Origin of the sequence: Neorhizobium sp. T6_25, assembly GCF_002968555.1 — a bacterium.
In the GTDB taxonomy this organism is placed as follows: Bacteria; Pseudomonadota; Alphaproteobacteria; order Rhizobiales; family Rhizobiaceae; genus Neorhizobium.
The window spans coordinates 114,544-137,685 of the sequence record NZ_PVBL01000017.1; the positions used below are offsets into that span (position 1 = coordinate 114,544).

24 protein-coding genes and 1 tRNA gene are annotated in these 23,142 nt (G+C 59.5%); 11 read left to right on the forward strand and 14 right to left on the reverse strand.

The features are described from left to right. Positions 1-150 precede the first annotated feature (150 nt). The gene (locus tag C5L10_RS21615) at positions 151-1,194 is read left to right on the forward strand and encodes a class I SAM-dependent methyltransferase (protein WP_105431353.1); all 1,044 of its coding nucleotides are present in this window, start codon (positions 151-153) and stop codon (positions 1,192-1,194) included. A 166-nt stretch (positions 1,195-1,360) separates the two neighbouring features. Here C5L10_RS21615 and C5L10_RS21620 read toward each other — a convergent pair whose 3' ends face one another. Further along, the gene (locus tag C5L10_RS21620; RefSeq protein ID WP_245448081.1) at positions 1,361-1,864 is read right to left on the reverse strand and encodes a DUF5086 family protein; all 504 of its coding nucleotides are present in this window, start codon (positions 1,862-1,864) and stop codon (positions 1,361-1,363) included. A gap of 375 nt (positions 1,865-2,239) precedes the next feature. On the opposite strand from C5L10_RS21620, the gene C5L10_RS21625 reads away from it, so the two are divergent. Together C5L10_RS21625 and C5L10_RS21630 are read left to right on the forward strand one after the other, a co-directional pair. Next, entirely contained in the window at positions 2,240-2,527 is a 288-nt protein-coding gene (locus C5L10_RS21625; protein WP_172717101.1) for a hypothetical protein, read from the forward strand. A gap of 117 nt (positions 2,528-2,644) precedes the next feature. Continuing rightward, a complete protein-coding gene (locus tag C5L10_RS21630) occupies positions 2,645-3,937 on the forward strand; it encodes a hypothetical protein (RefSeq protein ID WP_105431327.1) in 1,293 nt (430 codons plus the stop codon). Positions 3,938-3,956: 19 nt separating this feature from the next. On the opposite strand, the gene C5L10_RS21635 is transcribed toward C5L10_RS21630, so the two are convergent. From C5L10_RS21635 to C5L10_RS33760, 11 genes are all read right to left on the reverse strand, one after another. After that, positions 3,957-4,538, reverse strand: a complete 582-nt coding sequence (locus C5L10_RS21635) for a hypothetical protein (RefSeq protein WP_172717102.1) — start codon at positions 4,536-4,538, stop codon at positions 3,957-3,959. Further along, positions 4,519-5,082 (reverse strand): hypothetical protein, encoded by a 564-nt coding sequence (locus tag C5L10_RS21640; RefSeq protein ID WP_105431329.1) that lies wholly within the window; start codon positions 5,080-5,082, stop codon positions 4,519-4,521. The genes C5L10_RS21635 and C5L10_RS21640 overlap by 20 nt, the downstream gene beginning before the upstream one ends. Beyond that, positions 5,079-5,648 carry a hypothetical protein gene (locus C5L10_RS21645; protein WP_172717103.1) on the reverse strand — a complete coding sequence of 190 codons (570 nt, stop codon included), beginning with the start codon at positions 5,646-5,648 and terminating at the stop codon, positions 5,079-5,081. Before C5L10_RS21645 ends, C5L10_RS21640 begins: the two co-directional genes overlap by 4 nt. 471 nt (positions 5,649-6,119) lie before the next feature. Beyond that, positions 6,120-6,362, reverse strand: coding sequence for a DUF982 domain-containing protein (locus tag C5L10_RS21650; protein WP_105431331.1), 243 nt, complete (start codon positions 6,360-6,362; stop codon positions 6,120-6,122). A 629-nt stretch (positions 6,363-6,991) separates the two neighbouring features. Next, positions 6,992-8,050, reverse strand: a complete 1,059-nt coding sequence (locus C5L10_RS21655) for an ABC transporter ATP-binding protein (RefSeq protein ID WP_105431332.1) — start codon at positions 8,048-8,050, stop codon at positions 6,992-6,994. A 4-nt stretch (positions 8,051-8,054) separates the two neighbouring features. Next, positions 8,055-8,885, reverse strand: coding sequence for a carbohydrate ABC transporter permease (locus tag C5L10_RS21660; protein ID WP_105431333.1), 831 nt, complete (start codon positions 8,883-8,885; stop codon positions 8,055-8,057). A gap of 4 nt (positions 8,886-8,889) precedes the next feature. After that, positions 8,890-9,825: a carbohydrate ABC transporter permease gene (locus C5L10_RS21665; protein ID WP_105431355.1), complete on the reverse strand. Its 936-nt coding sequence runs from the start codon at positions 9,823-9,825 to the stop codon at positions 8,890-8,892. A gap of 208 nt (positions 9,826-10,033) precedes the next feature. After that, on the reverse strand, positions 10,034-11,293 hold the full coding sequence (locus tag C5L10_RS21670; RefSeq protein ID WP_105431334.1) for a sugar ABC transporter substrate-binding protein: 1,260 nt from the start codon (positions 11,291-11,293) through the stop codon (positions 10,034-10,036). Between the two features lie 32 nt (positions 11,294-11,325). Beyond that, the gene (locus tag C5L10_RS21675) at positions 11,326-12,492 is read right to left on the reverse strand and encodes a PLP-dependent transferase (protein ID WP_105431335.1); all 1,167 of its coding nucleotides are present in this window, start codon (positions 12,490-12,492) and stop codon (positions 11,326-11,328) included. Then, a complete protein-coding gene (locus C5L10_RS21680) occupies positions 12,489-13,196 on the reverse strand; it encodes a FadR/GntR family transcriptional regulator (RefSeq protein WP_371411966.1) in 708 nt (235 codons plus the stop codon). Before C5L10_RS21680 ends, C5L10_RS21675 begins: the two co-directional genes overlap by 4 nt. A 316-nt stretch (positions 13,197-13,512) precedes the next feature. After that, positions 13,513-13,650 carry a hypothetical protein gene (locus tag C5L10_RS33760; RefSeq protein ID WP_172717104.1) on the reverse strand — a complete coding sequence of 46 codons (138 nt, stop codon included), beginning with the start codon at positions 13,648-13,650 and terminating at the stop codon, positions 13,513-13,515. A 370-nt stretch (positions 13,651-14,020) separates the two neighbouring features. Here C5L10_RS33760 and C5L10_RS21685 point away from each other — a divergent pair, with 370 nt between their 5' ends. Further along, positions 14,021-14,380: a DUF4189 domain-containing protein gene (locus C5L10_RS21685; protein WP_105402544.1), complete on the forward strand. Its 360-nt coding sequence runs from the start codon at positions 14,021-14,023 to the stop codon at positions 14,378-14,380. Positions 14,381-14,675: 295 nt separating this feature from the next. Here C5L10_RS21685 and C5L10_RS21690 read toward each other — a convergent pair whose 3' ends face one another. After that, positions 14,676-15,305 carry a GntR family transcriptional regulator gene (locus tag C5L10_RS21690; protein WP_105431337.1) on the reverse strand — a complete coding sequence of 210 codons (630 nt, stop codon included), beginning with the start codon at positions 15,303-15,305 and terminating at the stop codon, positions 14,676-14,678. A gap of 121 nt (positions 15,306-15,426) precedes the next feature. Here C5L10_RS21690 and C5L10_RS21695 point away from each other — a divergent pair, with 121 nt between their 5' ends. The 7 genes from C5L10_RS21695 (at position 15,427) to C5L10_RS21725 (ending at position 22,620) form a co-directional block, all read left to right on the forward strand. Further along, positions 15,427-16,851, forward strand: a complete 1,425-nt coding sequence (locus C5L10_RS21695; protein WP_105431338.1) for a M20 family metallopeptidase — start codon at positions 15,427-15,429, stop codon at positions 16,849-16,851. Further along, positions 16,844-18,520 carry a M28 family peptidase gene (locus tag C5L10_RS21700; protein ID WP_105431339.1) on the forward strand — a complete coding sequence of 559 codons (1,677 nt, stop codon included), beginning with the start codon at positions 16,844-16,846 and terminating at the stop codon, positions 18,518-18,520. Before C5L10_RS21695 ends, C5L10_RS21700 begins: the two co-directional genes overlap by 8 nt. 49 nt (positions 18,521-18,569) lie before the next feature. Continuing rightward, positions 18,570-19,415, forward strand: coding sequence for a transporter substrate-binding domain-containing protein (locus C5L10_RS21705; protein ID WP_105431340.1), 846 nt, complete (start codon positions 18,570-18,572; stop codon positions 19,413-19,415). 93 nt (positions 19,416-19,508) lie between these two features. Continuing rightward, a complete protein-coding gene (locus C5L10_RS21710; protein WP_105431341.1) occupies positions 19,509-20,228 on the forward strand; it encodes an ABC transporter permease in 720 nt (239 codons plus the stop codon). Next, complete coding sequence (locus C5L10_RS21715) at positions 20,228-20,950, forward strand: ABC transporter permease (RefSeq protein ID WP_105431342.1); 723 nt, start codon at positions 20,228-20,230, stop codon at positions 20,948-20,950. The genes C5L10_RS21710 and C5L10_RS21715 overlap by 1 nt, the downstream gene beginning before the upstream one ends. Continuing rightward, positions 20,947-21,729 carry an ABC transporter ATP-binding protein gene (locus tag C5L10_RS21720; protein WP_046665351.1) on the forward strand — a complete coding sequence of 261 codons (783 nt, stop codon included), beginning with the start codon at positions 20,947-20,949 and terminating at the stop codon, positions 21,727-21,729. The genes C5L10_RS21715 and C5L10_RS21720 overlap by 4 nt, the downstream gene beginning before the upstream one ends. Before the next feature lie 42 nt (positions 21,730-21,771). After that, positions 21,772-22,620, forward strand: a complete 849-nt coding sequence (locus C5L10_RS21725) for a transporter substrate-binding domain-containing protein (protein WP_105431343.1) — start codon at positions 21,772-21,774, stop codon at positions 22,618-22,620. Positions 22,621-23,015: 395 nt separating this feature from the next. Here the strand turns inward: C5L10_RS21725 and C5L10_RS21730 are convergent. After that, positions 23,016-23,092 (reverse strand) — tRNA-Met (locus C5L10_RS21730). Between the last annotated feature and the right edge of the window lie 50 nt (positions 23,093-23,142).

The following is a 23,142-nucleotide window of genomic DNA, read 5'->3' on the forward strand; positions in this document are numbered from 1 at the left end:
GCTAGGGAAGTATCTCTCGGGTTCACTAATATTTTCTAAAGTTAAGCCGTGGACCGGCGACCGCTGCGCCAACCTTGGCACTTGACCTTCATGAGAATGTTGAAGAATTTACCTAAACTTTTAAATCATTGTTCAGGAGTGAAGATTTCCGTGGCGCAACCCCTCTTTTCCCTTGATGGCCAAAGCTTGATCACACCGCAGTCGGTCAGCAATAACGTCCGGTCGCCTACCCGCGAGGATGACACGGACCTTTTGCGAACTGCGGAGGCTGAGTTTGCGGTTGTCATCAACATCGCAATGCAGCGGTTCGCCGCGGGCAAGGACCTGCCTGACGCAGTCAGGTGGTTGATTAGCCAGCTCCATGACGTGCGCCAAAAATTCGGCGCTGCCGTTTGGCAGAAGCTCATTCCGATCATTCAGGCCCATTCCTCGGCCAAGATCCTGCAGCAGTGCCCGTTCACTCGTTGGTCATTTGAAAAACCCCGTGGCTACTCCGGTGATGCAAGTCTCATAGACTTCATCTATGGGCATCCGGCGGTGGCCGAAGAAGTGGCGAGATCCACCTCTCTCGGTCTTGATATCTTCGAATACACGATAAACGCTCCTGGCCCGGTAGCCGTAAGGGAACGTCGCGACATCCTGACCCGCTACGTTGATGAGACCGCTGCGCGAACGGGTTCGGATACTGAGATCCTGGCCATCGCCGCCGGTCACCTTCGCGAAGCGGAGGCGTCAAAAGCGCTTGCGGAAGGCCGACTTAAACGCTGGGTTGCTCTTGATCAGGATCCTCAGAGTATTGGCTCGATCTCGAGCCAATTCCACGGGACGTCCGTCGAGCCCATCGATGGATCTGTGCGCGGCTTGCTCGCGCGAAAGCATCAGATTGGCACCTTCGATCTTGTCTACGCAGCAGGATTGTACGATTACCTCACCGATAGAGTAGCCATCCGACTCACGCAGATTTGTATGGAAATGCTGAAACCGGGCGGCGTCTTTCTATTTGCCAACTTCTCCGATGAGATGGCCGATGACGGATACATGGAATCCTATATGAACTGGGAACTCCTCCAGCGTTCCGAGGCCGACATGTGGCGGATTGCCAATGGCAGCGCCACGGAAAACACGGTTGAAAAGACAGTCTGGTTCGGTGCAAACCGCAACATCATCTACAGCACCATTAGGAAGCTGTCGTAGACCTCGCTAGCACATTGACCAAGATTTGCTTTATGCAAGTTCGGACACTGCGGCCATGGGGCGCCAGACGTGACTTTGCGGTTCTGCGCGCCTCTTCCGTTTGTTAGCGGTCCCATCGACCGCATAATGTCGACGGCACGAGGTAATCCTGCCGCCGACAGCTCGGTTACTGAACCGGCAAATATTTAATGCAATCAAGGATGTTCGTATCGCAGATAGGCACGTCCCCTCGGGCTGCAGGATCCTCGAGCCAGCGCCGATACGCACTGCGTATTTCCACGTCCTTGTACGCATAGATCTTTGCTTTCCTATCAATACGGCTGGTTTCCAGCGCCTTCGGCGTGACCGCCATGTGGAAGACCAGTTCTTTGAACCGCCACGGCTCCCACTCCCAACCTTTCTGCCTTTCAAAAACTCGCACATGTACGTAGGGATCGTCCGATCGGTCCGGATGAACTTTATAAACTGCAGCCCATTGGACAGTATTGCTGGTGACTGACAGGATGACATTTTCCTGTTGAACCTGCCCGAAAGCCGAGCCGCATAGGAAAAAAACCACGAGGAACGTGATCAAGCGTGAATATTTTACCATGGTCCGCCTTCGCCCATCAATCTCGACCTGAGCCGCTCGTTTCATCGTGCATTCGATGACCGCGGCCGGCAAGGTCATCCACCACATCCGGTGGACGCCAATCGACCTTGCGACTGCCTTCCAGTGCGACCGCTCGCGGATCGAAACGTGGGAGACAGGTAGCGAGGAGGTTCCCGCCAGCCTGTTGGTCGGTCGCATCGACGCCTTGAACCAACATGCCGCGGCCAAGTGCGCCTGCCCGTTTCGATCATCGGAACGAACCGTCTTTACCTTTGCATACCTGTCTTCCTGTAGGCTAGCCATCCGTCTCGGCGGATATCTTCAGGTCCTTGCGAAGGAGGATGGAAACAACTTGGGATTTGGTCGGCCGCCAACAGATCTCTAGGGCAGCTCGGACACGCCAGCATAGCTTGAACATCGGCTTGGGCACTGGCTTCGACATTGGGATCGATCATGACATTTCATGCAGACCACGCGGTGGGCATCCCGTTCGCCGCAACTGGCGGTATCGCCGTCTATCTCGGCCTGGACTATGGCTTCGGCGAGCTTTCGGAAATGGGGCCGGGCGCCCTGCCCGTGCTGCTTGGCACGACACTCTCAGTCTTCGGCATAGCGCTCCTGATGAAAGCCACACTGGCGAATGCGGGCACGGTAGCAATTGCGCTCATACCGCGCGAGGAAATCCGGCCCTTCTTGGCGATCATCGCCGCGCTCTTTGCGCCCTCAGCGGATGAGAGGTGATGAGCTTAAGTTAGCTTTTTCAGCCGCTCGTCCCGATGCCCCAAATAGTGAATCACACGCTGCATCTTTCAGGTTCAGAATGTTGGCCAGGCATCACCGAGATGCTATCAGGAGCAGATGCCACACTCTGCCCAGTCGGTCCCCTCCATTGGCGGTATCAAGACCGCTTTCCAGCAGTTGCGGTTGACAGTCTACCTGCTCTGGCGTTTCTGGCCGCAACTGGCGGCGCTCTGGCTCCTGGGATTCATCGGCAATCTCCTGCTAAACGACATCGCCGCCACGATCGGGCGGTGGAACCCGCTGGCGGGCCTGTCGGTGTTGGCACTGGTCGTCCTACTGAAGCTCGTCGTCATCATCGCTTTGTTCGAGACGGTCCGCCGCGGACTGCCGGCCCTCGATGCTGCCTCGCGGACGCCGGCCGAGCAGCGGCATGCCGAGATCGGTACGGTGCCTGGCAATTTTGTGAGCGCGCTGGCTCTTACCCTTGTCCCCTTCTTCGCCTTCTACGCAGCCTGGGGCTTTCTCGGCGACACTGTTCGCGATTATTCCCGCCTGTCGCTCAGTCTCTTTCTTTCCGGCGAGGCCACAGGACTGCTGGACGTATCTGGCAGCGCCTGGTTAATCCTACCCGTTGTCCTCGCGTGGGCTGTGAGGCGTTCCGCGAAGGCCATGCACAAGCGTTCGCGTGCCTCGATCTGGCCGGTCCTCATCGTGGTTTGCGAAGCCAACTGGGCGTTCATCGGTCTTTTTGTGCTTTCCGAATGGCAGGATGACATCCGAGCGTGGTTCAGCCGCCTGCCTGACACGATGGGCATGCTGCTCGGCCTCCTCACGCCGGTGACGGACGCCGTCGCACAGCAATCCGTTCCGCTGCCACCGGAATTTTCCCCGCCACCCCTAGACACACGGCTGATAGGCCTGTTCTTCTACTCTCTCTACCCCGTGGTTTGGCTGACGCTCGCAGCCCTCGTCTATGGCTATGACATCCACGGCGAGCGTCCGCTTGGTGAGGGACGTCTCGCCCGTGCCGTGTCCCGCTGGCAGACACTGCCGAAACCTGTGCGCGATTTCATTTCGCACTTCGTTGCGGGCACGCTGAAACGGTATCGCGCCCTTGCCGAGGGAATCGGCCTCGCGCTGAACTCCGGCATCGTCCCAGTCCTCTCTGCCATTCTTGTCTATCGCCTCCTGGATTGGGGATCCGCCTGGACCTGGTACGGCCTCACGCAGTTCATTGGCCCCCATGACCTGCCGTTCTGGCAGATCATCGCGCAGACCATCTCGCCCTTCATAGGCACGCCGAGCGAGCCAGGCGAGGGACTGCTGGTGACGCCGATCAAGATCTGCCTTCTGGCGGCTACGCTTGAGATCGGATTCTCACAAGGGCGAGAATGGAGGGGCCGAAAATGAAGTCGGCGGGAGGCGAAACTCAATTCAAGTGGAGGGTGAAACCGATAGCTCCCGGCCGCAAGGCAGCGACGCTCAACCTGACGGACAAGGCTGGGACTGCCTCCGCCGGAACCACGAACTTCTCTTCAATCAGGACAGCATGATCCTTTTGAGGCGGTTTCAGCGAAGTGATACCGCAACCGCTAACGGGTTCCCTGTCAGGCTCAAGGTCGCGGCTGATATCGTTTGACAGGCTGACATCGAGCGGCAGCCAGCGACGCCCCGTCCCATCCGCCAGGCTAACCTGGCACTGCCCCCAGCCATCACCGATCTCGCGCGTCGCGGTCGCCACCATGCGAATGACGATAAGTCGCATCTGACCGGGCAGGCGGAGCTGCGTGTCGCGGCCATCGCCAAGCAAGCGGACATTTTCGAGCCGCCAGGTCGCACCGGCATAGTCCAGTTGATTGGGTCCTTGCATGATATCGGTCTCGATGCGATGCCTGTAATTCTCGATATTGCGCCAGGCATTGATCACAACGGCGGCGGAAACGAGCAGCGGCAGGCTGGCGAGTGCAAGCCACCACATCTTTCTCTCTCGGTCAGACACCATCTTTGCCAATCTCCAGCCTGTTACGCGGAGCAATTCCATCCTGTTCGAGCAACACGCCAATCTCGTCCTTGAGTTGTGGACCATACTGCTCGGAAAGCAGCAGCTTCATGCTTCGTGTCTCGTCCTCGGGAAGCTCGAAAACGAAGATGCCCGTCGTCGGCAAGCCCGGCTGAACGACTTTCGCCGAAATAATTCCTGGAGCCTCCCCTGCCCGCCGGGACTGACGATACGATCGGCCGGAGGCGCCGATCAGGGTCGCCGCGCGAACCGGCATGGTTTCCTGGAAGGCCCGCAGCTCGGCGGAGACTACGACCCAAACTCCTGAGCTCTGCAGTTCGGCTGCCCGCCCGAACCGCGTATAGGCGATCGTCCTGGCCTTCAGTACGCGATGGACCTTCACACTGAATGCGGTGCTCAAAACCGTCTCGGTCTGCTGCCCTGTTGTACGGATGGGCCCGGTCAGCATGGCATAGTGGGGCGTCGTTGCCTGTAAAGCCGCCAGGAGCGCAGCGGCTGTGACTATTGTGAGGATCATCAGGGCCGCTCGCGTCATGGCTCTGTCCCCGACGCCACAACATTGAGGGGCAACACTATCTCGGCAACGCTGTCCGCGGGAAACCAGCCGGGCGCGGCATATAGATTGTCCCGCGGTTTGAAGCGGGCGCCCTCGATCCGGAGCCGCAAAACATCCGGCAGTGCTAGTGCCGCTGGAACCTCCCAGACTGCAGTTACCGCTTCAGGCATTCTCGGCTGCAGGTCCCACAATATCGCTCGATCACGCTTCAGGTAGTATTGTGGTTTTGGTGGAGCGGGGACATTGGCGAGCCTGATCAGGTCGCCATAGAGGTTCGAGCTTTCCGCTGAGATGTTCTCGAGCATCATCTCGACGATGATGGCCTTCGTCCCCGGTGATATTCGAGCCCCGTTCGGCATTACCGTACCGATAGCGCTTGCGGTGATAGAAACGTTCCATCGGCCGGCCTCAACCGGCGTCGCCGCTTCCACCTGTGGAAGTATGTCGGCTTCGCGCTGCTCGTAGAGCGAATATCCGATCGAGATCGCTGCAGCCAGCAGCCCGCCCGCGCCGGTGAAAAGCGTTGCGAGCCACGCCTTGCTCATCTTCCGCATCATTGATCGTTTTAGTCCACAAGATCCGTCGTGCCAGCAGTAGATAGCTGACCGCCGTCGTTTTTTCGAGCCGATTGGGCGTTTTTCATGCCCCCGTCCTTCCTCACGGGCGGCATTCTCGGGTGCAATACGTTGGATAGCGAAATTCTTCGCGAAGCATTTCGGCTCCGAGGCTCATACCCGCTCTTGAAGGGAGCCGAACCTACGACCACTGTTTGCCTTCTCAAGGCGCTGAGCTTCCAGCCTTTGCGCTATCTGGGGTCGGCATACTGCCATCCAGCCAACGTGGTTGCGCAGGATGCTGGCGACGCAGGTCGAGCCGGGGAAGTGGGTACGGGATCCACTGTCGTTGCACAGAACGTTCGCGAGCTTGCGCAGCGATCAGCAAAGGACATCCAGGTCATAGTCAAGTTCGCGCTGCAGGTTCTGGCGTCACTGAAGGCGGCGACGGCCTGCGGACGCTCAGCGAAGAATGCCCGCGTCGCTCGCGGCCACTTTGAAAGCTGATGCAGCCGTGGACGGATCGCCTCGACCTTCGGCAGCTTCCATGCAGGCTCGCTTGGCCAAAGCAAAGGAGTCTCCTCCCTTTTGAGGCCAGCAAGTCATCAAGTATATCAGGGCGTCCCTGCTGCCGCGAATGCTCCTGAAGTGATCGCCCGGGCCAATAATGACCTCAATTGGCTCGTCCCAGAGATCATGGTCCATGAGGTGCTCCATGGGTTCCGACCTTTGATGAACGCGAGTGGTCAGGGCTCGTTCCGGGGTTAGGGCTTTGGTCCCAGACGCGGCCTAGATCACACAGCGCTACCGGCCGTCCCTTGGTTGATCCGAACTGATGATGGGGATGATGATCATTGGTCCCTCCATGTGTATCTGCTTGACGACGACTGTGAGAGGCGAAGCTGTATCCAACGGAGTCGACGTTTGATCTTGTCGTCCAGGCGGCGCTTCGGCCGCTGGCGTCGTCGAGACAAAACCGGGGAATGCGGAAGGTGACTGTTTAGTGACCTTCTCAGTCACCTCGAGCTCCGCTCGTTGCACCATCAATCAGCCCGTCGACTTGAAATCAGGCGGATCAAAATTCCATCGCTTGCCGCGGCATTGATTGTCGTTGCAATCAGCCGGAACGATTCCCCGCGCGACAAGCGCTTTCGGCTGAGGGTGTTGTCGCCGTCATGGTAGCGTAATCCTTGCCATGTCCCCCTGGAAGACGGTGACAAGCCTCAAGCGTGAGCTGAGAGCCCCCGACCGGCATCGCTAGAGATCAGGAGGCCATCGATTGCCGGCAGCTGAAATGGCTCATCACTATTGAGATATGACATGTCACCGCTCGCCTAAACAACCCTCGTTCCTTCTTTATCGAAGACATGGAGGTACTCTGCCGGGAAGGTGACGCTCACCTTCGGTCCGGCCGAGAGTGCTGTGCGGTCCAGCGTGAAAACCTTGAACGGCAGATCGTGCAGCGCCAGATGCAGGATAATTCCGAACCCGGTCGGTTCGACGAGTTCGACATCCGCACTCATGCCGGCGCCGCCTGATGACAGGACGACATGCTCCGGCCGAATGCCAAGCGTTACCTTTGAGGCATCGGCAAGCGAAAGCGGCGCGACGAGAGGGACGACCGTGCCGTCATGGAGCTTCACGCTGCCTCCGCCGTAGACGGCCTCTATGAAGTTCATGCCCGGAGAACCGATAAAGCCTGCGACGAAAAGGTTGGCGGGACGATCGTAGAGTTCGAGCGGGCTGCCGACCTGCTGCACCACACCCCCATTCATGGCGACGATTCGATCCGCGAGCGTCATCGCCTCGATCTGGTCGTGCGTCACATAGACAGAGGTCGCTTGCAGGTCGGCATGCATCTTCTTGATCTCGGCCCGCATCTGCTCCCGCAGTCGTGCGTCGAGATTGGACAGCGGTTCGTCGAATAGGAAGGCTTTCGGTTGCCGCACAATCGCCCGACCCATCGCGACGCGCTGGCGCTGGCCGCCCGAAAGCGCCTTGGGCCGTCTCTCCAACAGTGGCTCGAGTCCGAGCTTCGAAGCTGCGTTGGTGACGGCCGTAGCGATCTTTTCCTTGGCCATCTTGCGCAGACGCAGGCTATAACTCATGTTTCCAGCGACGCTCATATGCGGATAAAGCGCATAGGACTGGAATACCATGGCGATATCCCGATCCTTCGGATGCAGCTCGTTGACTCGATTGCCGGAAATCCGGATCTCGCCTTTGCTGACCTCTTCCAGGCCGGCGATCATCCTGAGCAATGTCGACTTCCCGCAGCCTGACGGACCGACAAGCACGATGAATTCGCCATCGCGGATATCGAGGTCGATGCCATGCAGCACCGAGACATGGCCATAGGACTTTTCAAGCTTTTCAATCTGGATGGATGCCATGTGACTAACCCTTGACCGCGCCGGCCGTGAGGCCCTGAACGAGGTAACGCTGGATGAGAAGGAAGAAGAGTCCGGCGGGGATGAGAGCCATCACGCCGGCCGCCATCATCTGACCAAAATCAACCGAAAATTTCGACACGAAGGTCAGAAGCCCAACGGGGAAGGTTGCCGCATTGTTGCCGTTGATCAGCATCAGGGCGAAAAGCAGCTCGCTCCAGGCCGCCGTGAAGACGAAACCAAGCGTTGCCGCGATGCCGGGCAGCGTCAAGGGCAGGATGATCTGCCGAAAGGCGACGAACTTCGTCGCGCCATCTATCATCGCCGCCTCTTCCAGGTCCTTCGGTATGCCGTCGAAGAAGGACTGCATCAGAAAAGTCGCGAAGGGCACGTTAAATGCCGAATAGACTATGACCAGCCCCGTCAGACTGTTGGTCAACCCGAGCGGCGAGAGGATTTTGAAGATTGGCGCCACCAGCATGACCAGCGGAAACATCTGGGTCAGCAGCATCAATGCGACGATCCAGTATTTCGCCCGGAAGCTGAAGCGGGAGAGTGCATAACCGGAAAGCGACGCGCAGACGGTGACGACTACCGCAGTCGAGACGGATACGATCAGGCTGTTCATGAAAAACGTCGGGAAGGCGCTGTGCCTCAGGACGAACGCATAGTGATCGAATGTCGTGCGCGAAGGCCACATTTGCACGCCTTCGGAATAGAGAAGATCGTTCGGCGTCAGCGAAACCTTGAGCAGCCAGAACAGCGGAAAAAGCGCAAAGAAGATGTAACAGAGAATAGCCAGGCGATGCGCGACGGCCGGCAGAAGGGATTGTTTCATGGGCTCAATCCTTGTTCAGCAATGTCTGCCGCAGCAGGATGATCAACATCGAGTAGGCAAGCAGCAGCACGAGCAGCACCAGCGCGATTGCCGATGCGTAGCCGAAATCGAGCGCCTTGAAGGCTTGGGTGAAGATGTAGCTCGCGACGATCTGGGTGCGGTCGGCCGGTCCACCGCCGGTCATGACGACGATGAGATCGGCGAAATTCGAGATCCACACAGTTCGCAACAGCACGGTAATGGCAATCGTCGGCGCGAGAAACGGCAGAGTGATGGAAAGAAACCTTTGGAACCAATTGGCACCGTCGATCGACGCGGCCTCATAGAGATCGCGCGGGATCGCCTGAAGGGCCGCCAGCAGGGTAATGGCGAAGAAAGGAATGCCCCACCACACATTCGCGATGATCGGCCCCCACATCGCATAATGTGGGTCGGAAAGAATGTTGCCCGGCTGGGACATTAGACCGAGATCAAAGAACCAGTGCGGTATCGGCCCGATCACCGGATTGAAGAGCCATGCCCAGTTGAGGCCTGCCAGAAAGGACGGAACCGCCCATGGCAGAAAAACCAGCGCCTGGACAAGCCCCCTGCCCCAGAACGGCTTGTCGAGCAGAAGCGCGAGGATGAGCCCAAAGAGGAACTGCAGACTTACGGAGGCGCCCGTCCACCACAGGGTGTTCTTCAACGCTCCATAGAAAGCCGGATCCTCGGAAAGCGTGCGGAAGTGCTCGAGCCCGATGAACCCTCCAGAAAAGGGGTTTAGGAGCTGGATGTCCCGAAAAGCATAGGAAATGCCGATGACCAGCGGCACCAGCATGACCACGACGATCAGGATCAGTGACGGCGCGCTGTAAAGATAAGGCTCGGACGCGTGGGCAAGACGCGTCAGCCACGGCCTGCGATCGTGACGCCTGTCAGGCGTATCGGCGGTCATTGTCATCGGCGGTCGGCTTTCCATGTGTTTTTGCTACTGGCCACAGTGGGTGTGCAGCCCCCTCACCCGGCCTCCGCTTCGCTCGGCCGGCCTTTACCCGCTGGATAGAGGGGAAAAGGCCACGTCGCGGAGACTTCCCTTCTCCCCTTTGGGGAGAAGGGTCACAAAGACGCAGGCAGATGAGGGGAGCTCCGAACTCAGATCCAGCCAGTCGCTACTTCTTCGTCAGAAACTTCTGTTGAGCCTTGGTCAGGTAAGCGGCCCACTGGTCTGCAAGCTGTTTTGCCGTGATGTCGCCGAGAAGAGCCTGCTGCGAGGTCTTGATGGCAATAGAATCCTTGAAGAGCGCGAACTCTTCCAGATAGGTCGGCATCACGGTAGGCACTGTGTTCGGGTCGGCCAGTTCCTCGAACCAGCCCTTGAACTGGTCACCGGCGTAGAACGGATCCTTTTCCGCGGACGAATAGGCCGGCAGCGCGCCGATCTTCTTGTTCCACTCGAGATTGCCTTCCTTGCCCTCAAGCTTCGCAATCAACTTCCAGGAAAGGTCTTTGCTCTTGGTCGAAGAGAACATTGACCAGCCGGCGTAGCCGATCGTCGGGTAAGACTTGCCGGCCGGCCCCTTCGGCAACGGAATAACACCGAAATCCTCCTTCTTCATGCGCTCTGCAATTGCGATCAGCGCGTCCGGATCCTGGTCAAGGAACGCGCAAGTACCGGAATAGAAGCCGGCGACGACCTCGTTGAAGCCCCAGTTGACGCTGTCCTTCGGCGCATAGCCCTTCTTGTAGAGGTCGACCATCCACTCGATGCCCTTGGCCCAGCCCTCGCTGTTCATGGTCGAAGTGCCGTCTTCCTTGAAGTATTTATTGTCACCTGCCATCGAGGCCGCGAAGATCATCCAGCCATTCAGACCGCCTGCACCTCCGCGCATGCAATAACCGTATTTGCCCGGCAGCTTGGAAACGGCTTCGGAAGCCTTGATGAATTCCTCCATTGTCTTCGGCGGCGTCTTAACGCCGGCATCCGCGAGCAGCTTCTTATTGTAGAACATGGCGCGCAGATAGAAGCCGTAGGGCAGCATGTAGGCCGTCTTCTTGACGTCGCGGCCGAGTTCCAGCGCCCGCGGGGTCAGCTCCTTGGTGTGCTCCCATTTTGCGAGATAGGGCTCAAGGCTCTCCAGCATGCCGTTGTTGGCATAGAGCGACAGCCAGGTATCCGGCATTTCCATCACGTCCGGCTTATCGCCGGCGGAGACCATGGTCGCGAATTTTTGGAAGGCTTCGTTCCACGGCAGCGAGATGATCTCGACCTTGGCGCCCGGATTTTCCGCTTCGAACTTGCCGACGATCGACTTGAGGGTCTCGGTTCGTTCCGGGCTGGTGATCACCTCGACCAGCTTAAGGGTAGTATCGGCCATCGCGCTGCTAGCCATGAGCGTCGCGACGAGCACCGTTGTCATCATTGTTTTCATTGACGTTCTCCCAGTTGTTATCGGTTGATGCTCTAAGAAGCGGCGGTGATCGCCTCCTGAAGATCGCTCCACAGAGCCTCGGTTCCCTCGAGGCCGACATGGAGGCGCACTGACCGCGCATGAATTCCGAAAGCATGCGCGGAATTCGGCTGGGCCTTCTGCTGCAGCACCACTTCGCCCGGTACGATCAGGCTTTCATGGCCACCCCAGCTGACGCCGAGCTTGAAGAGTTTCAGATGGTCGGCAAAGGCGCGGATATCGACGCCTTCGCGGAAGATGAACGAAAACAGGCCCGACGTGCCGTTGAGACCAGCAGGAAGATGGTTCGCCAAGCCCGGATGGCAAACCTGCTCTACCAGGTCGAGGTCCTGTAGGCGGCGGGCAATATCAAGCGCCGCGGCTTCGTGCGCCTTCATCCGGAGCGGCAATGTTCTCAGCCCACGGATCAGCAGCCAGGCATCGAAGGGTGAAAGCTTGCCGCCGAGATAAGGATAGGCCTCCGCCTTCAGCCGGGCGATTATCTCCTTCGATCCGGCAACGACGCCGGCGACGACATCGCTGTGGCCGCCAAGATATTTCGAGGCCGAATGGATGACGAGATCGACGCCGAGCGTGATCGGCCGCTGGAAGAACGGGCTCGCCCAACTGTTGTCGATCATCGAAACGGCGCCGTGTTTACGGGCGAGTGCGGCCAGCGAGCCGACATCATGCGCTTCCATCACCCAACTCGTCGGGCTTTCCATGTAAAAAACCTTGGCGCCCGGCAGCGCCTTGGCGACCGCTTCCTCGTCGCGGCCATCGACATAGGTGACCTCGATCTTCATCCGCTTGAGAATGGTACCAAATAACCGGAAAGCGTCAGGATAGACGTGCTTGACCGCAACGATCCGGTCGCCGGGCTCGACGAAGCTGAGTACCGCGGACGAGATCGCCGACATTCCGCTGGCGAACCCGAGCGCGTCTTCGGCACCCTCTAGCTTTGCCAGCATTTCTTCGAAAGCCCGCACCGTCGGATTGAGACCACGCGTATAGATCGGCCGTACCTTCTCGCCCCGATAGGACGAGATCATGTCGTCGTAGTCGGAAAACGTGAAAAGCGACGTTTGAAAGATCGGCGGCACGACCGCCTCGGCGAAATGGCCGTCGTCATGGGCGGTGATCAGTGAGGCAAGTTCGAACGGTTCGACGCCCTCGGTCATGCGGACATTTCCTTGATATCTTCCTCGACGATTTGTAGGATCTTCAGCGTCTCGGACCGGGCTGCTTCCGCGTCTTGCGCTGCGATTGCGTTAAATAGCGTGCGGTGAAACGGGAAGGATCGCCGGGCGAAATCGAAACGTTCGAACGGGTGGCTCCAGAAGCGCTCGAAGGTTTCGCGCATCTGTTCGAGCAATTGGCGAAACAGCGGATTGTGAGTGGCGTCGTAGACGGCAAGATGAAACGCCAGGTCTTCCGGTCCTGACGCGCCCTTGGCGTGATGAACCCTTTCCATCTCCTCAAGACGAGTTTCGATGATTCCCAGATCTTCCGTCGTTCGCATTTGGGCGGCGAGCATGCCGGCCTCGCACTCCAGCCCGCGCCGCACCTGCAGGGTCTGCAAGAGCGCATCACGAAGATTTTCGGTATCGAGCGAAAGTGGCATGTGGATCGTACGCCGGGAAATAGGCTTCAGCAGATAGTTTCCGCTACCTTTTCGCGACTCGACCACCCCAAGTGCCTGGAATTGGCTGATGACCTCACGGATGGTGGAGCGCCCGACACCTAGCGCTGCCATCAACTCCCGCTCCGCCGGCAACCGGCAACCGGCCTTCAGACCGGCACCTTCTACATAGTCGGCCAGCGCTTCCACGACTTGGCGAACCCGGTCGATCGGTGGCAGTGAAGGGATCAGCGGTTTCTCCATGGCTTTCAAAAATTGGTCTGACATCCTAGCAATTTAAGAAGCCTGCTGACCCTGTGTCAACAGGTTTTTGGCCTATTGTGACTTTGGCGGCTTGAGGACGCTGCCCCTTGATACGAGGTCTGATCGGCCCCTCACAGCGGAGATAGATGTGGCGATGGAAGCGCTGAGCGCAGCTATATGATGTGCTCAGCTTCGGCAGGCGCGGCATCTGCTTCGGGTGGAGGTCGGGACACAGATGCGTCAGCCTGGTTTGCCATCTACGTTAAGGGCCAGCTTTTCGCCGTACTTCTTCGACCGCAGCTTGCCGGCCATCCCCTTACGGGGCATCGACCTGCTGCCGCCAATCGTCGATCATTTCGCCGGTCGTGACTTCGACGAAGTTGCCGTCCTTGTCGGCCTTCGTCGTCTGCCCGACCATTGGCGTATTTGCGATGTCCAGGATCTCGTCGACCAAGGCGCCTGAGCTTCGCGCGGGCGGGCGCATTTCTCCCAGAACGCCTCGTCGAAGCCAGCCACTCGAACACAGTGTCGATAGGGCAGGCATGTCTTCATGGCGGCAGGTGATCCTGAAGCCTTCACCTTCAGTACGACCGCAGATGCGGTCACCGGCTGCCTCGGTGAATGTTGATACGCCTGACATATAAAATAGTCGGACTTGGTCTGCTCACACCTCTGAGCGGCGCTGGCCTACCTCGGGTCAATCGCGGACACGCTAACGGATGCGGGCTCTAAGTTAACACTAACGGGTATAACCGCTTGAAGCATTGAGCAGTTTTGATATTCCTCACTCGCCGCAATTCGGTGGCCTAGGGGAACTTCCAAAAATGAAATTCGCTATCCGCGCCGCGTTCGCCGCCGCAGTTCTTTCCTGCGCTTGCGCGACATCAGCTCTCGCTACCGGCGCTATTGCTGTGAATGACGCATCGGGCACAGCAGCGGAAGATGCTGGCTATGCCGTTGGGTATGGTGGTTCGAAGAAGGAAGCATCTTCGAATGCCATGAAGGAATGCAAGGCCGCCGGCAATGCGACGTGCGAGGTCATGCTGACCTTCGAACAGTGCGGCGCCTATGTAGGCAACAAGGCGAGCTACGCGACGGGCGTGGGTAGCACAGAAGCAGCAGCGCAGAAGGCTGCGAAGGCCGAATGCCCCGAGTGCAAGCTCATCGTCTCTGACTGCCATTGATGGAGCAAGCCCGCTGGCTTCAAACCGGCGGGCTGCCAGACAACCTATTGCGTTTTGCGGCCTCTTTCCTCCGCTGTTTATCAAACCGACAAGGCCACACTGATGCGCCAGGTGCGCAGGTTCAAAAGAAGATGGCTCACTCGTTTTTTCGGTTCGACGCCTCGACAGTCTTTTGGCCGGACGAAATCTTGCTTGAGTGACAGCTGCCAGATAGATGGCCGCCGTCAGGCTGCTTGTCCATTTTTGTGGCGGCCGCGGCGTTACACTTGCGCTGAGAGGTTGCCTTATCACCGCGTTATCTTTGTCGGATGTGTCTTTCAATGAGCGCCTTCAGCCTCTTCCCGTCGCGCGCCTGCAGAAGATCAACCATCTCATGATGCTCCCGAGCCGATTGCTCGATTCGCGCCCGCGTCTTCCACTGGGAAACGGGAGCGGAAGACGTGCGCTGTCGGAGTTCGGAGATAATCCCATCCAGTTCGTCGTTACCAGATAGCTGCACGAAGGCCCGATGGAAGTTCAGATTGGCTTCATACAGTTCCAGCACGGTCCCGTGCAGGATCAGGCTTTCGAACCGCTCGGCCAGGACGCGCAGGTTGCTGAAATCGTCGTCAGTTGCCATCGCCACAACTTTCGGCACCACCCCGGTTTCCAGTATGATGCGGATCTCGGCAATGTCGTCCGCTAGCTTTCCGTCGGCCTTGTAAACGTGATAGCCGCGGTTCGGCACGTGCTCGACAACACGCTTTTGCGCCAGGCGGTCGAGTGCGCGGCGGATCTCATTGCGCCCGCGCCCGTAACGTGTTTCCAGATCGACCTGTTTCAGCCAGACGCCCGGCGGAAATAGGCCGGATTGGATATCCGTCAGAATGAGTTGCGTGGCGTCGGGTTCGTCATGCGCGACCGATTCTTCGAGCAGGTTGTCCATCTGTAAAAGCCTTGATCCGCTGTGGGGCAATTTGCCCAATAACTAGCCATAAATTCCGGTTGCTGAAAGAAGAATCTTCCCATAAATTGGTACCAATATTGGATAAAATACGCGGGCAGCGATGAAAAATTCTGAGGAAATTTCGGATCTCGTTGACGATAAGGCACCCCGCTTTGCGGAGCTCAGCGACTATGTCTGGGGAATTCCGGAGACCAATTACGAGGAATATCGCTCCTCGGCGGCCCATGCGGAACTTCTGGAAGCGGAAGGGTTCAGGGTCACCCGCAATGTCGCAAACATCCCGACGGCGGTGATGGGCGAGGCTGGCGAAGGCGGTCCGGTCATCGCCATTCTCGGCGAATATGACGCTTTGCCGGGCCTCAGCCAGGTCGCGGGCCTTGCCGAACAGAAAGCGGTCACCGAAGGCGGTAATGGGCACGGCTGCGGCCATAACCTGCTTGGCTCCGGCTCCCTGCTGGCCGCCGCCGCCGTCAAGGATTACCTCAAGGCGAACAATCTCCAGGGCCGCGTCCGCTATTATGGCTGTCCTGCTGAAGAGGGCGGCTCCTCGAAGGGCTTCATGGTCCGGGCCGGCGTTTTTGACGATGTTGATATCGCGATTTCCTGGCACCCGGCCGCATTCGTCGGCGTCAACAATCCGGTCTCGCTTGCCTGCAACGAACTTAATTTCCACTTCACCGGCCGTGCGTCGCACGCCGCCGCCTCGCCGCATCTTGGACGCAGCGCACTCGACGCAGTCGAGCTGATGAATGTCGGCGTCAATTACCTGCGTGAGCATATTCCGTCCACGGCGCGGATCCACTATGCCATTACCAATACGGGTGGCCATGCCCCGAACGTCGTGCAGGCGAAGGCTTCAGTGCGTTATCTCATCCGGTCGCGCACGCTTCCCGAACTTCTGGAATTGGTGGCCCGAGTGAAGGATGTGGCGGCCGGCGCGGCCCTGATGACCGGCACCTCCGTGCGCAGCCGGATCGTCAGCGGCGATGCGAACCTGGTCGGCAACACGCCGCTCGAAACGCTGATGCACAGCCACATCGAGCGCGTCGGCCTGCCGCCTTTCGACGAGGCGGACAAGGCGACCGCCGCAAAGTTCCAGGAAACCTTCAGTCCGGCGGATATCGCTACGTCCTTCGGACGGTTCGGTCTGAAGGTCCGCAAGGGCGTGTCGCTCTGCGATGTCATCTTCCCGCCGGACAGCGGCGACGGAACGCTGGTCGGCTCCACCGATGTCGGGACGGTCAGCTGGGTCGTGCCGACCGTCCAGATGCGCGGCGCGACCTATGCGATCGGCACGCCCGGGCATTCCTGGCAGCTCGTCGCCCAGGGCAAGCTGCCCGCCGCCCACAAGGGCATGGCACACGCGGCCAAGGTAATGGCGTCGACCGCCGTCGATCTCATCCTGAAGCCGGAACTGATCGCAGAAGCGAAAGCCGACTTTGCGGCGCGGCTCGAAGGTACTCCCTTCATCAATCCGATTCCCGATGACGTCCAGCCCGACATTCCGGAGAAGGTGGATGTCTGACGCGCCACTCCAGCCCGACCGCCAGATCCTGATGGGCCACATCCGCGAGTTTGGCAAACGGGTGAAACTCTCGGGCACGGCGGAAGAGCTGGAAAGCTTTAAATATCTGGAAGGGCAGATAGCCTCTTACGGCTATCGGACCAAGCTTCTCCTGCACGACGCCTATATTAGCCTGCCGGGCAGGGCAGCGGTCGAAATCGGTGGAAACGCTGTCCGCTGCATCACCCATTCCATGTCGGTTTCGACGCCTGGAGAAGGCATCTCGGCGGAAGTCATCTATGTCGCAGAAGGCGCTGAAGCCGATTTGGAGCGGATCGATGTCGAGGGGCACATCATCCTTGTCGACGGTATCGCGACCGAAGACGTCGCGGCCCTTGCAAGTGCCCGCGGCGCGATCGGACAGATTCACGTCAGCCCCAACGAACATCTTTACGAAATGTGCGTCTCGCCTGTCTGGGGCAGTCCGTCACAACATACCCGCAAGCAGCTGCCAAGGACCGCGATCTGCACGATCGCCCGCGACGACGGCGCGCGGCTCCGTCAGGCCTGCCGCGCAGGCAAGGCGCCTGTCGCCCGCCTAACGACCGAGGTGGACACGGGCTGGCGCAAGACGCCTATCCTGGTCGCGGAGCTTTTCCCGGAAAACCGGCCGGATGCACCTTTCATCCTGTTTTCCGGCCATCACGATACCTGGCATTACGGCGTGATGGACAATGGTGGAGCCAACGCCACGATGCTGGAAGCCGCGCGTCTCCTGGCCGAGCGGCGCGAAAACTGGCAGCGGGGCCTGCGCATCTGCTTCTGGTCCGGCCATTCGCATGGCCGTTATTCCGGTTCGGCCTGGTATGCGGACGAATATTGGGACGAGCTCGAACAGCGTTGCGTGGCGCATGTGAATGTCGATTCCACCGGCGGTGCAGGCGCGGACATCCTGACGAATTCGGCCGTCATCGACGAATTGAAGGCGGTCGCGGCAAGGGCCGTCGAAACGGTGACCGGCCAGGTGCATCGCGGCCGTCGTCACGGGCGCGCTGCCGACCAGTCCTTCTGGGGCGTCGGTATTCCCTCGATGTTCGGCAGCCTCAGCCATCAGCCCCCAGGGCCTGTGAAGATGCTGACGGCGCTCGGGTGGTGGTGGCACACGCCGCACGATACGGAAGAGCATATCGATCCGGCCAATCTTCAGCGCGACACCGAGATCGTGTTGCGCGTGCTCGGTGAGTTGCTCGATGCCCGCGTTCTGCCGCTCGACTACACCGCCTACGCAGCGTCGCTCAAGGATGAGTTGAGCAGCCTGAACGGCAAACTCACTGGCCGGCTGGATATCGACAAGCTGATATCGGTGGCCGATGAACTGCATCGGCGCGCCGATGCCATCAATGAGGCCGCGCGTAAGGGAACGGCGAACGCAGATGCAATCAACGACCGCCTTCGGCAGGCGTCCCGCCTCCTCGTTCCGTTGAACTACACGTACGGTGACCGTTTCCATCACGACAATGCGCTTCCGCATCCGGCCTGGCCGTCGCTATCAGGGCTTCGCGAACTGGCCGCCCTGCCGGAAGGGCATGCCGATATCCCGTTCTTCGCGGTTCACGCGCGCCAGACGCGCAACCGGCTTCTCTCCGTGCTGCGACAAGCCTGCACGGGGCTTGCCCTCGACGGAACATGACATCCCAGCCTTTCTCTCCAACGTAATGAACAAATAAGGGAACAAGGACATGAAAACCGGGAAACTCTGGGCGGCCGCGCTGGCTGCCACTCTCACCATCATGCTGCCGGGCGCAGAAGCCAAGGACTGGACCCGTGTAAAGGTCGGTATCGAAGGCGCCTTTCCGCCATGGAACGCACTGGATCCCAAGGGCAACCTGACCGGACTCGATATCGACCTCATCAACGACCTGTGCCAGCGCGCCAAGGTCGAATGCGAGCTGATCGCCGGTGAATGGAGCGCCATGATCCCCAGCGTCAATGCCGGCAAGTTCGACCTTATCATGACGCTCGGCATCAACGAAAAGCGAAAGAAAGTCGTCGATTTCACGGTGCCTTATGCAAGCGGCGTGGCGACCTTCATCACGCTGAAGGACAGCCCGGTCAGCAAGCTGCCGATGACCGGCGAACGGCTGAACCTCAACGACAAGGACAAGGCCGATCCCGTCATGAAGACGATCGGCGGTGTTCTCTCCGGCAAGACGATCGGCGTCGTGCAATCGACCAGCCAAGAGCAGTTGATCAATGCCTATTTCGGCAAGGACGTCACCGTTCGTACCTACAAGAATTCCGGCGAGCGTGACCTCGATCTCAAGGCCGGTCGCATCGATGCCGGTTTCGATAGCGGCGTCTACGGCACCACCGCACTTGCCAAACCTGGGAACGAGGATCTGGCGATGGCCGGACCGCTGATGAAGGGCGCCATGCTGGCGACGGAGGTCGCCATGGGCATGCGCAAGGGCGAGACCGATCTGAAGGAGAAGTTCGACGCAGCCATCAAGTCGGCGGCCGCGGATGGCGTCATCAAAAAGCTCTCCGAAAAATGGAGCAAGCTGGACCTGACGCCATCGTTCTGACCCTGTGGACCCGGCGCGGGGTACGAAAGTTGCGTCCCCGTGCTGGGCTGCCAGGTTTGGATACGGACAAAGCTCCATGTGGATGAGGTCTCCATGAACCAGCCGACAATACTGGATCTGATCGGAACCGGCCCGAATGGCTGGGGCATGGCGCTCGCCGCGGCCACCGTCATGACAGTCCTGATCGCCATCGCCGGTTTCGCGATCGGTGCGGTGATCGGCGTCTTCGGTGCTTGGGCGAAAGTTTCGGGCGGCCCGCTGACGCGCGGGATCGCGGGTTTCTACACCACCGTTCTGCGCGGCATTCCCGATCTTCTGGTCATCTATCTCTTCTATTTCGGGGGCAGTGCTGCAGTGACCGCGATCGGCAGGTTATTCGGCGCTGAAGGCTTCATCGGCTTTCCAGGCTTTCTGGCCGGGGCGCTCGCTGTCGGCATCACCTCCGGCGCACAGCAGACGGAGGTCTTTCGCGGCGCCTATCGAGCGGTGCATACCGGCGAGTTGGAGGCGGCGATCGCCTGCGGCATGTCGCGCTCCCTGCGGTTTCGCAGGATCCTCGCGCCGCTGACGCTGCGCCACGCGATTCCCGGCATGGGGAATGTATGGCAGGTCGTCTTGAAGGAATCCGCGCTGGTTTCGGTGACGGGCGTCGTCGAACTCCTTCGGCAGTCGCAGATCGGCGCCGGCTCCACCGGCCTGCCCTTTAATTTCTATGTCATCGCCGCTGCCATCTATCTGGCTATTTCAACGGTTTCCGGCGGTCTCCTGCAATTCAGCGAAAAGCGCTTCACGCGCGGCGTCAGGAGGGGTTGATGGATCTGCCGTTTCTTTGGGAGACCTTCCTCAGCCTGGTTGCTGCCGTACCGCTGACGCTGCAGCTTGCCGCGACCGCAATCGTACTCGGCGTGTTCCTGGCCCTTGGCCTGGCGCTCAGCCGGCTGTCCGGCATCCTGCCGCTCGACTGGTTTGCGAGGGCCTATATCTTCGTCTTCCGCGGCACGCCACTGCTCGTCCAGATCTTCCTGATCTATTACGGCCTTGGCCAGTTCCGTGAAGTCCGCCAGAGCATGCTGTGGGTGGTGCTGCGCGATCCCTACTGCTGCGCTGTCATCGCCTTGATGCTGAACACCGCCGCCTATTCCGCCGAGATCATTCGTGGCGGCCTGCTCTCGGTCCCGTTCGGCCAGATCGAAGCGGCGCGCGCCTGCGGCATGTCCCGTTTCATGGCCTTTCGGCGCATTGCCTTGCCGCTCGCGATCCGCCAGGCTCTGCCCGGTTATTCCAACGAAATGATCTCGATGGTGAAGGCGACGTCGCTTGCCTCGATCATCACCATCATGGAGGTGACCGGCGTCGCGGCCAAACTGATCTCCGAGACCTACCGGGCGATCGAAGTCTTCGTCGTCGCCGGCGCCATCTATCTCGCCATCAACTTCATCCTCACCCGGCTTGTCGCCCTCGCCGAGTATCAACTGAGCCCGCACCTGCGTCAGCCTGCGGCCTTGCCCAGCACGTCCACGGGAGCCACTAGATGACGCCTTCGACCAATCCACCCGCACCGGCGGCGATCACCGTGCGCGGGCTTCGCAAGAGTTTCGGTCCCATCGAAGTGCTGAAGGGTATCGACATGGAAGCACGCGAGGGCGAGGTCGTCTCGATCCTCGGCTCCTCCGGCTCCGGCAAGTCTACCATGCTCCGCTGCATCAATATGCTTGAGACACCCGATGCCGGCGAGATTACGGTTGGCGGCGAAACCATCCGCATGAAGCCGGCCGGCTTCGGCAAGAGCCGCATCGCCGACCGCCGCCAGGTGGAGCGCATCCGCTCTGAACTAGGCATGGTGTTCCAGAGCTTCAATCTCTGGTCCCACAAGACCGTGCTCGAAAACGTCATGGAAGCGCCTCTGCACGTGCAGAAGCGTTCGCGCACCGAATGCCTGGAGGAGGCGGAAGCTCTGCTTGCCAAGGTGGGCATTGCCGACAAGCGCAATCACTACCCGGCGCATCTTTCCGGCGGGCAACAGCAACGTGCGGCCATCGCCCGCGCGCTCGCCATGCGGCCGAAGGTGATGCTGTTCGACGAGCCGACCTCGGCGCTTGATCCAGAACTTGTCGGCGAAGTGCTGCGTGTCATGCGGGCTCTTGCCGAAGAAGGCCGGACCATGCTGGTCGTCACTCACGAAATGGGTTTCGCGCGTGATGTCTCGAGCCGGGTCATCTTCCTGCACCAGGGCGCGATCGAGGAGGAAGGCCGGCCGCAGGACATGTTCACCAACGCGAAGTCCGAGCGCTTCCGGAAATTCATCAGCGGCTGAGCCGCTCGACATTCTACCCAAACAAAGAGAGGGAACTGACAGATGAAATTCGTCAACACGGCAATCGCCGCTGCTTTCACCGCCATGACGCTGATGGCGACGGCCGCCGCGGCGCAGGACAAAACGGAAATCGTCATCGCCACGGAGGGCGCCTTTCCGCCTTACAATCTGACTCGACCGGACGGCACGCTGGACGGCTACGACATCGAACTTGGCAAGAACCTCTGCGAGCGCATGAAAATCAAGTGCGCGTTCGTCGCGCAAGCCTTCGACGGCATCATCCCGGCCCTCAATGCCGGCAAGTTCGATGCCATCATGGCCGGCATGTCGGCCACGGAAAAGCGCAAGGAAGTCATCGACTTCTCCATGTCCTACGGTAGCACCGGCCAGTCCTTCGCGACGCTCAAGGACAGCCCCCTGGCAAAAATGCCCATGAAGGACGAACTCTTTTCGCTCGCCTCCAATGAGGCCGGCGCCCGCAAGGCTGTCGAACAGCTGAAGCCGCTGCTGCAGGGCAAGACGGTTGGCGTCCAGACGGCCTCGATCGCCGCACGCTTCATCGACGAATATCTGAAGGGCGTCGTGCAGGTTCGCGAGTACAAGACCACGGAACAGCATGACCTCGACCTCGTTTCCGGCCGCGTCGATTTCGTCATGGCATCGATGGGTTACCTGATGACCGCCGTGCAGAAGCCGACAAACAGCGACCTGACGATCGTCGGCCCTCGCTTCCAGGGTGGCTTCCTCGGCGCCGGCAGCTCGGTCGGTCTTCGCAAGGGGGATATTGGGCTCAAGCAGAAATTCGACGAGGCGATCGCCGCCGCCAAGGCGGACGGGACGACGACGAAGCTGTCCATGAAGTGGTTCGGCTTCGACATGACACCGCAATAATCTTCTCACCCGCCATGATGCCGCTGCCACTCAGCGGTGGGCTTCTGACAAGCGCAATCGCGGCGATCAGGACCATGCTATCCACGCGAGAAAATTCGGTCGACGAGACCTGGATATCGATCGCCCGCCAGCTGATAAAGAAGGTAGTAATCGCACCTTCGAAGGATGCAAGTCGGCGGACCTTAGGATACACGGCCCGCTTAGCTGCGATCCTGGCGGCGCAGGAAGCGTCGCGGGACGTCTCCCGCGACTTACGCGACCAGCAATCGGCGGAGTTCATCCGAAAGCGCGCCGCTGGCGAGTTCAAGTCGCTGGAAGAAAAAACAAAATTCCTCCACCGCTGCAAAGCGATCCTGCCGAGCGTGGGAAGGAATGGATGTTGTTACAAGTTTCAGTGGTTGCGGGGGCAGGATTTGAACCTGCGGCCTTCAGGTTATGAGCCTGACGAGCTACCGGGCTGCTCCACCCCGCGTTATAAGGTTTTTGCCTGGGGCAAAATACCGGTGCGCAAAACCGAAGGTT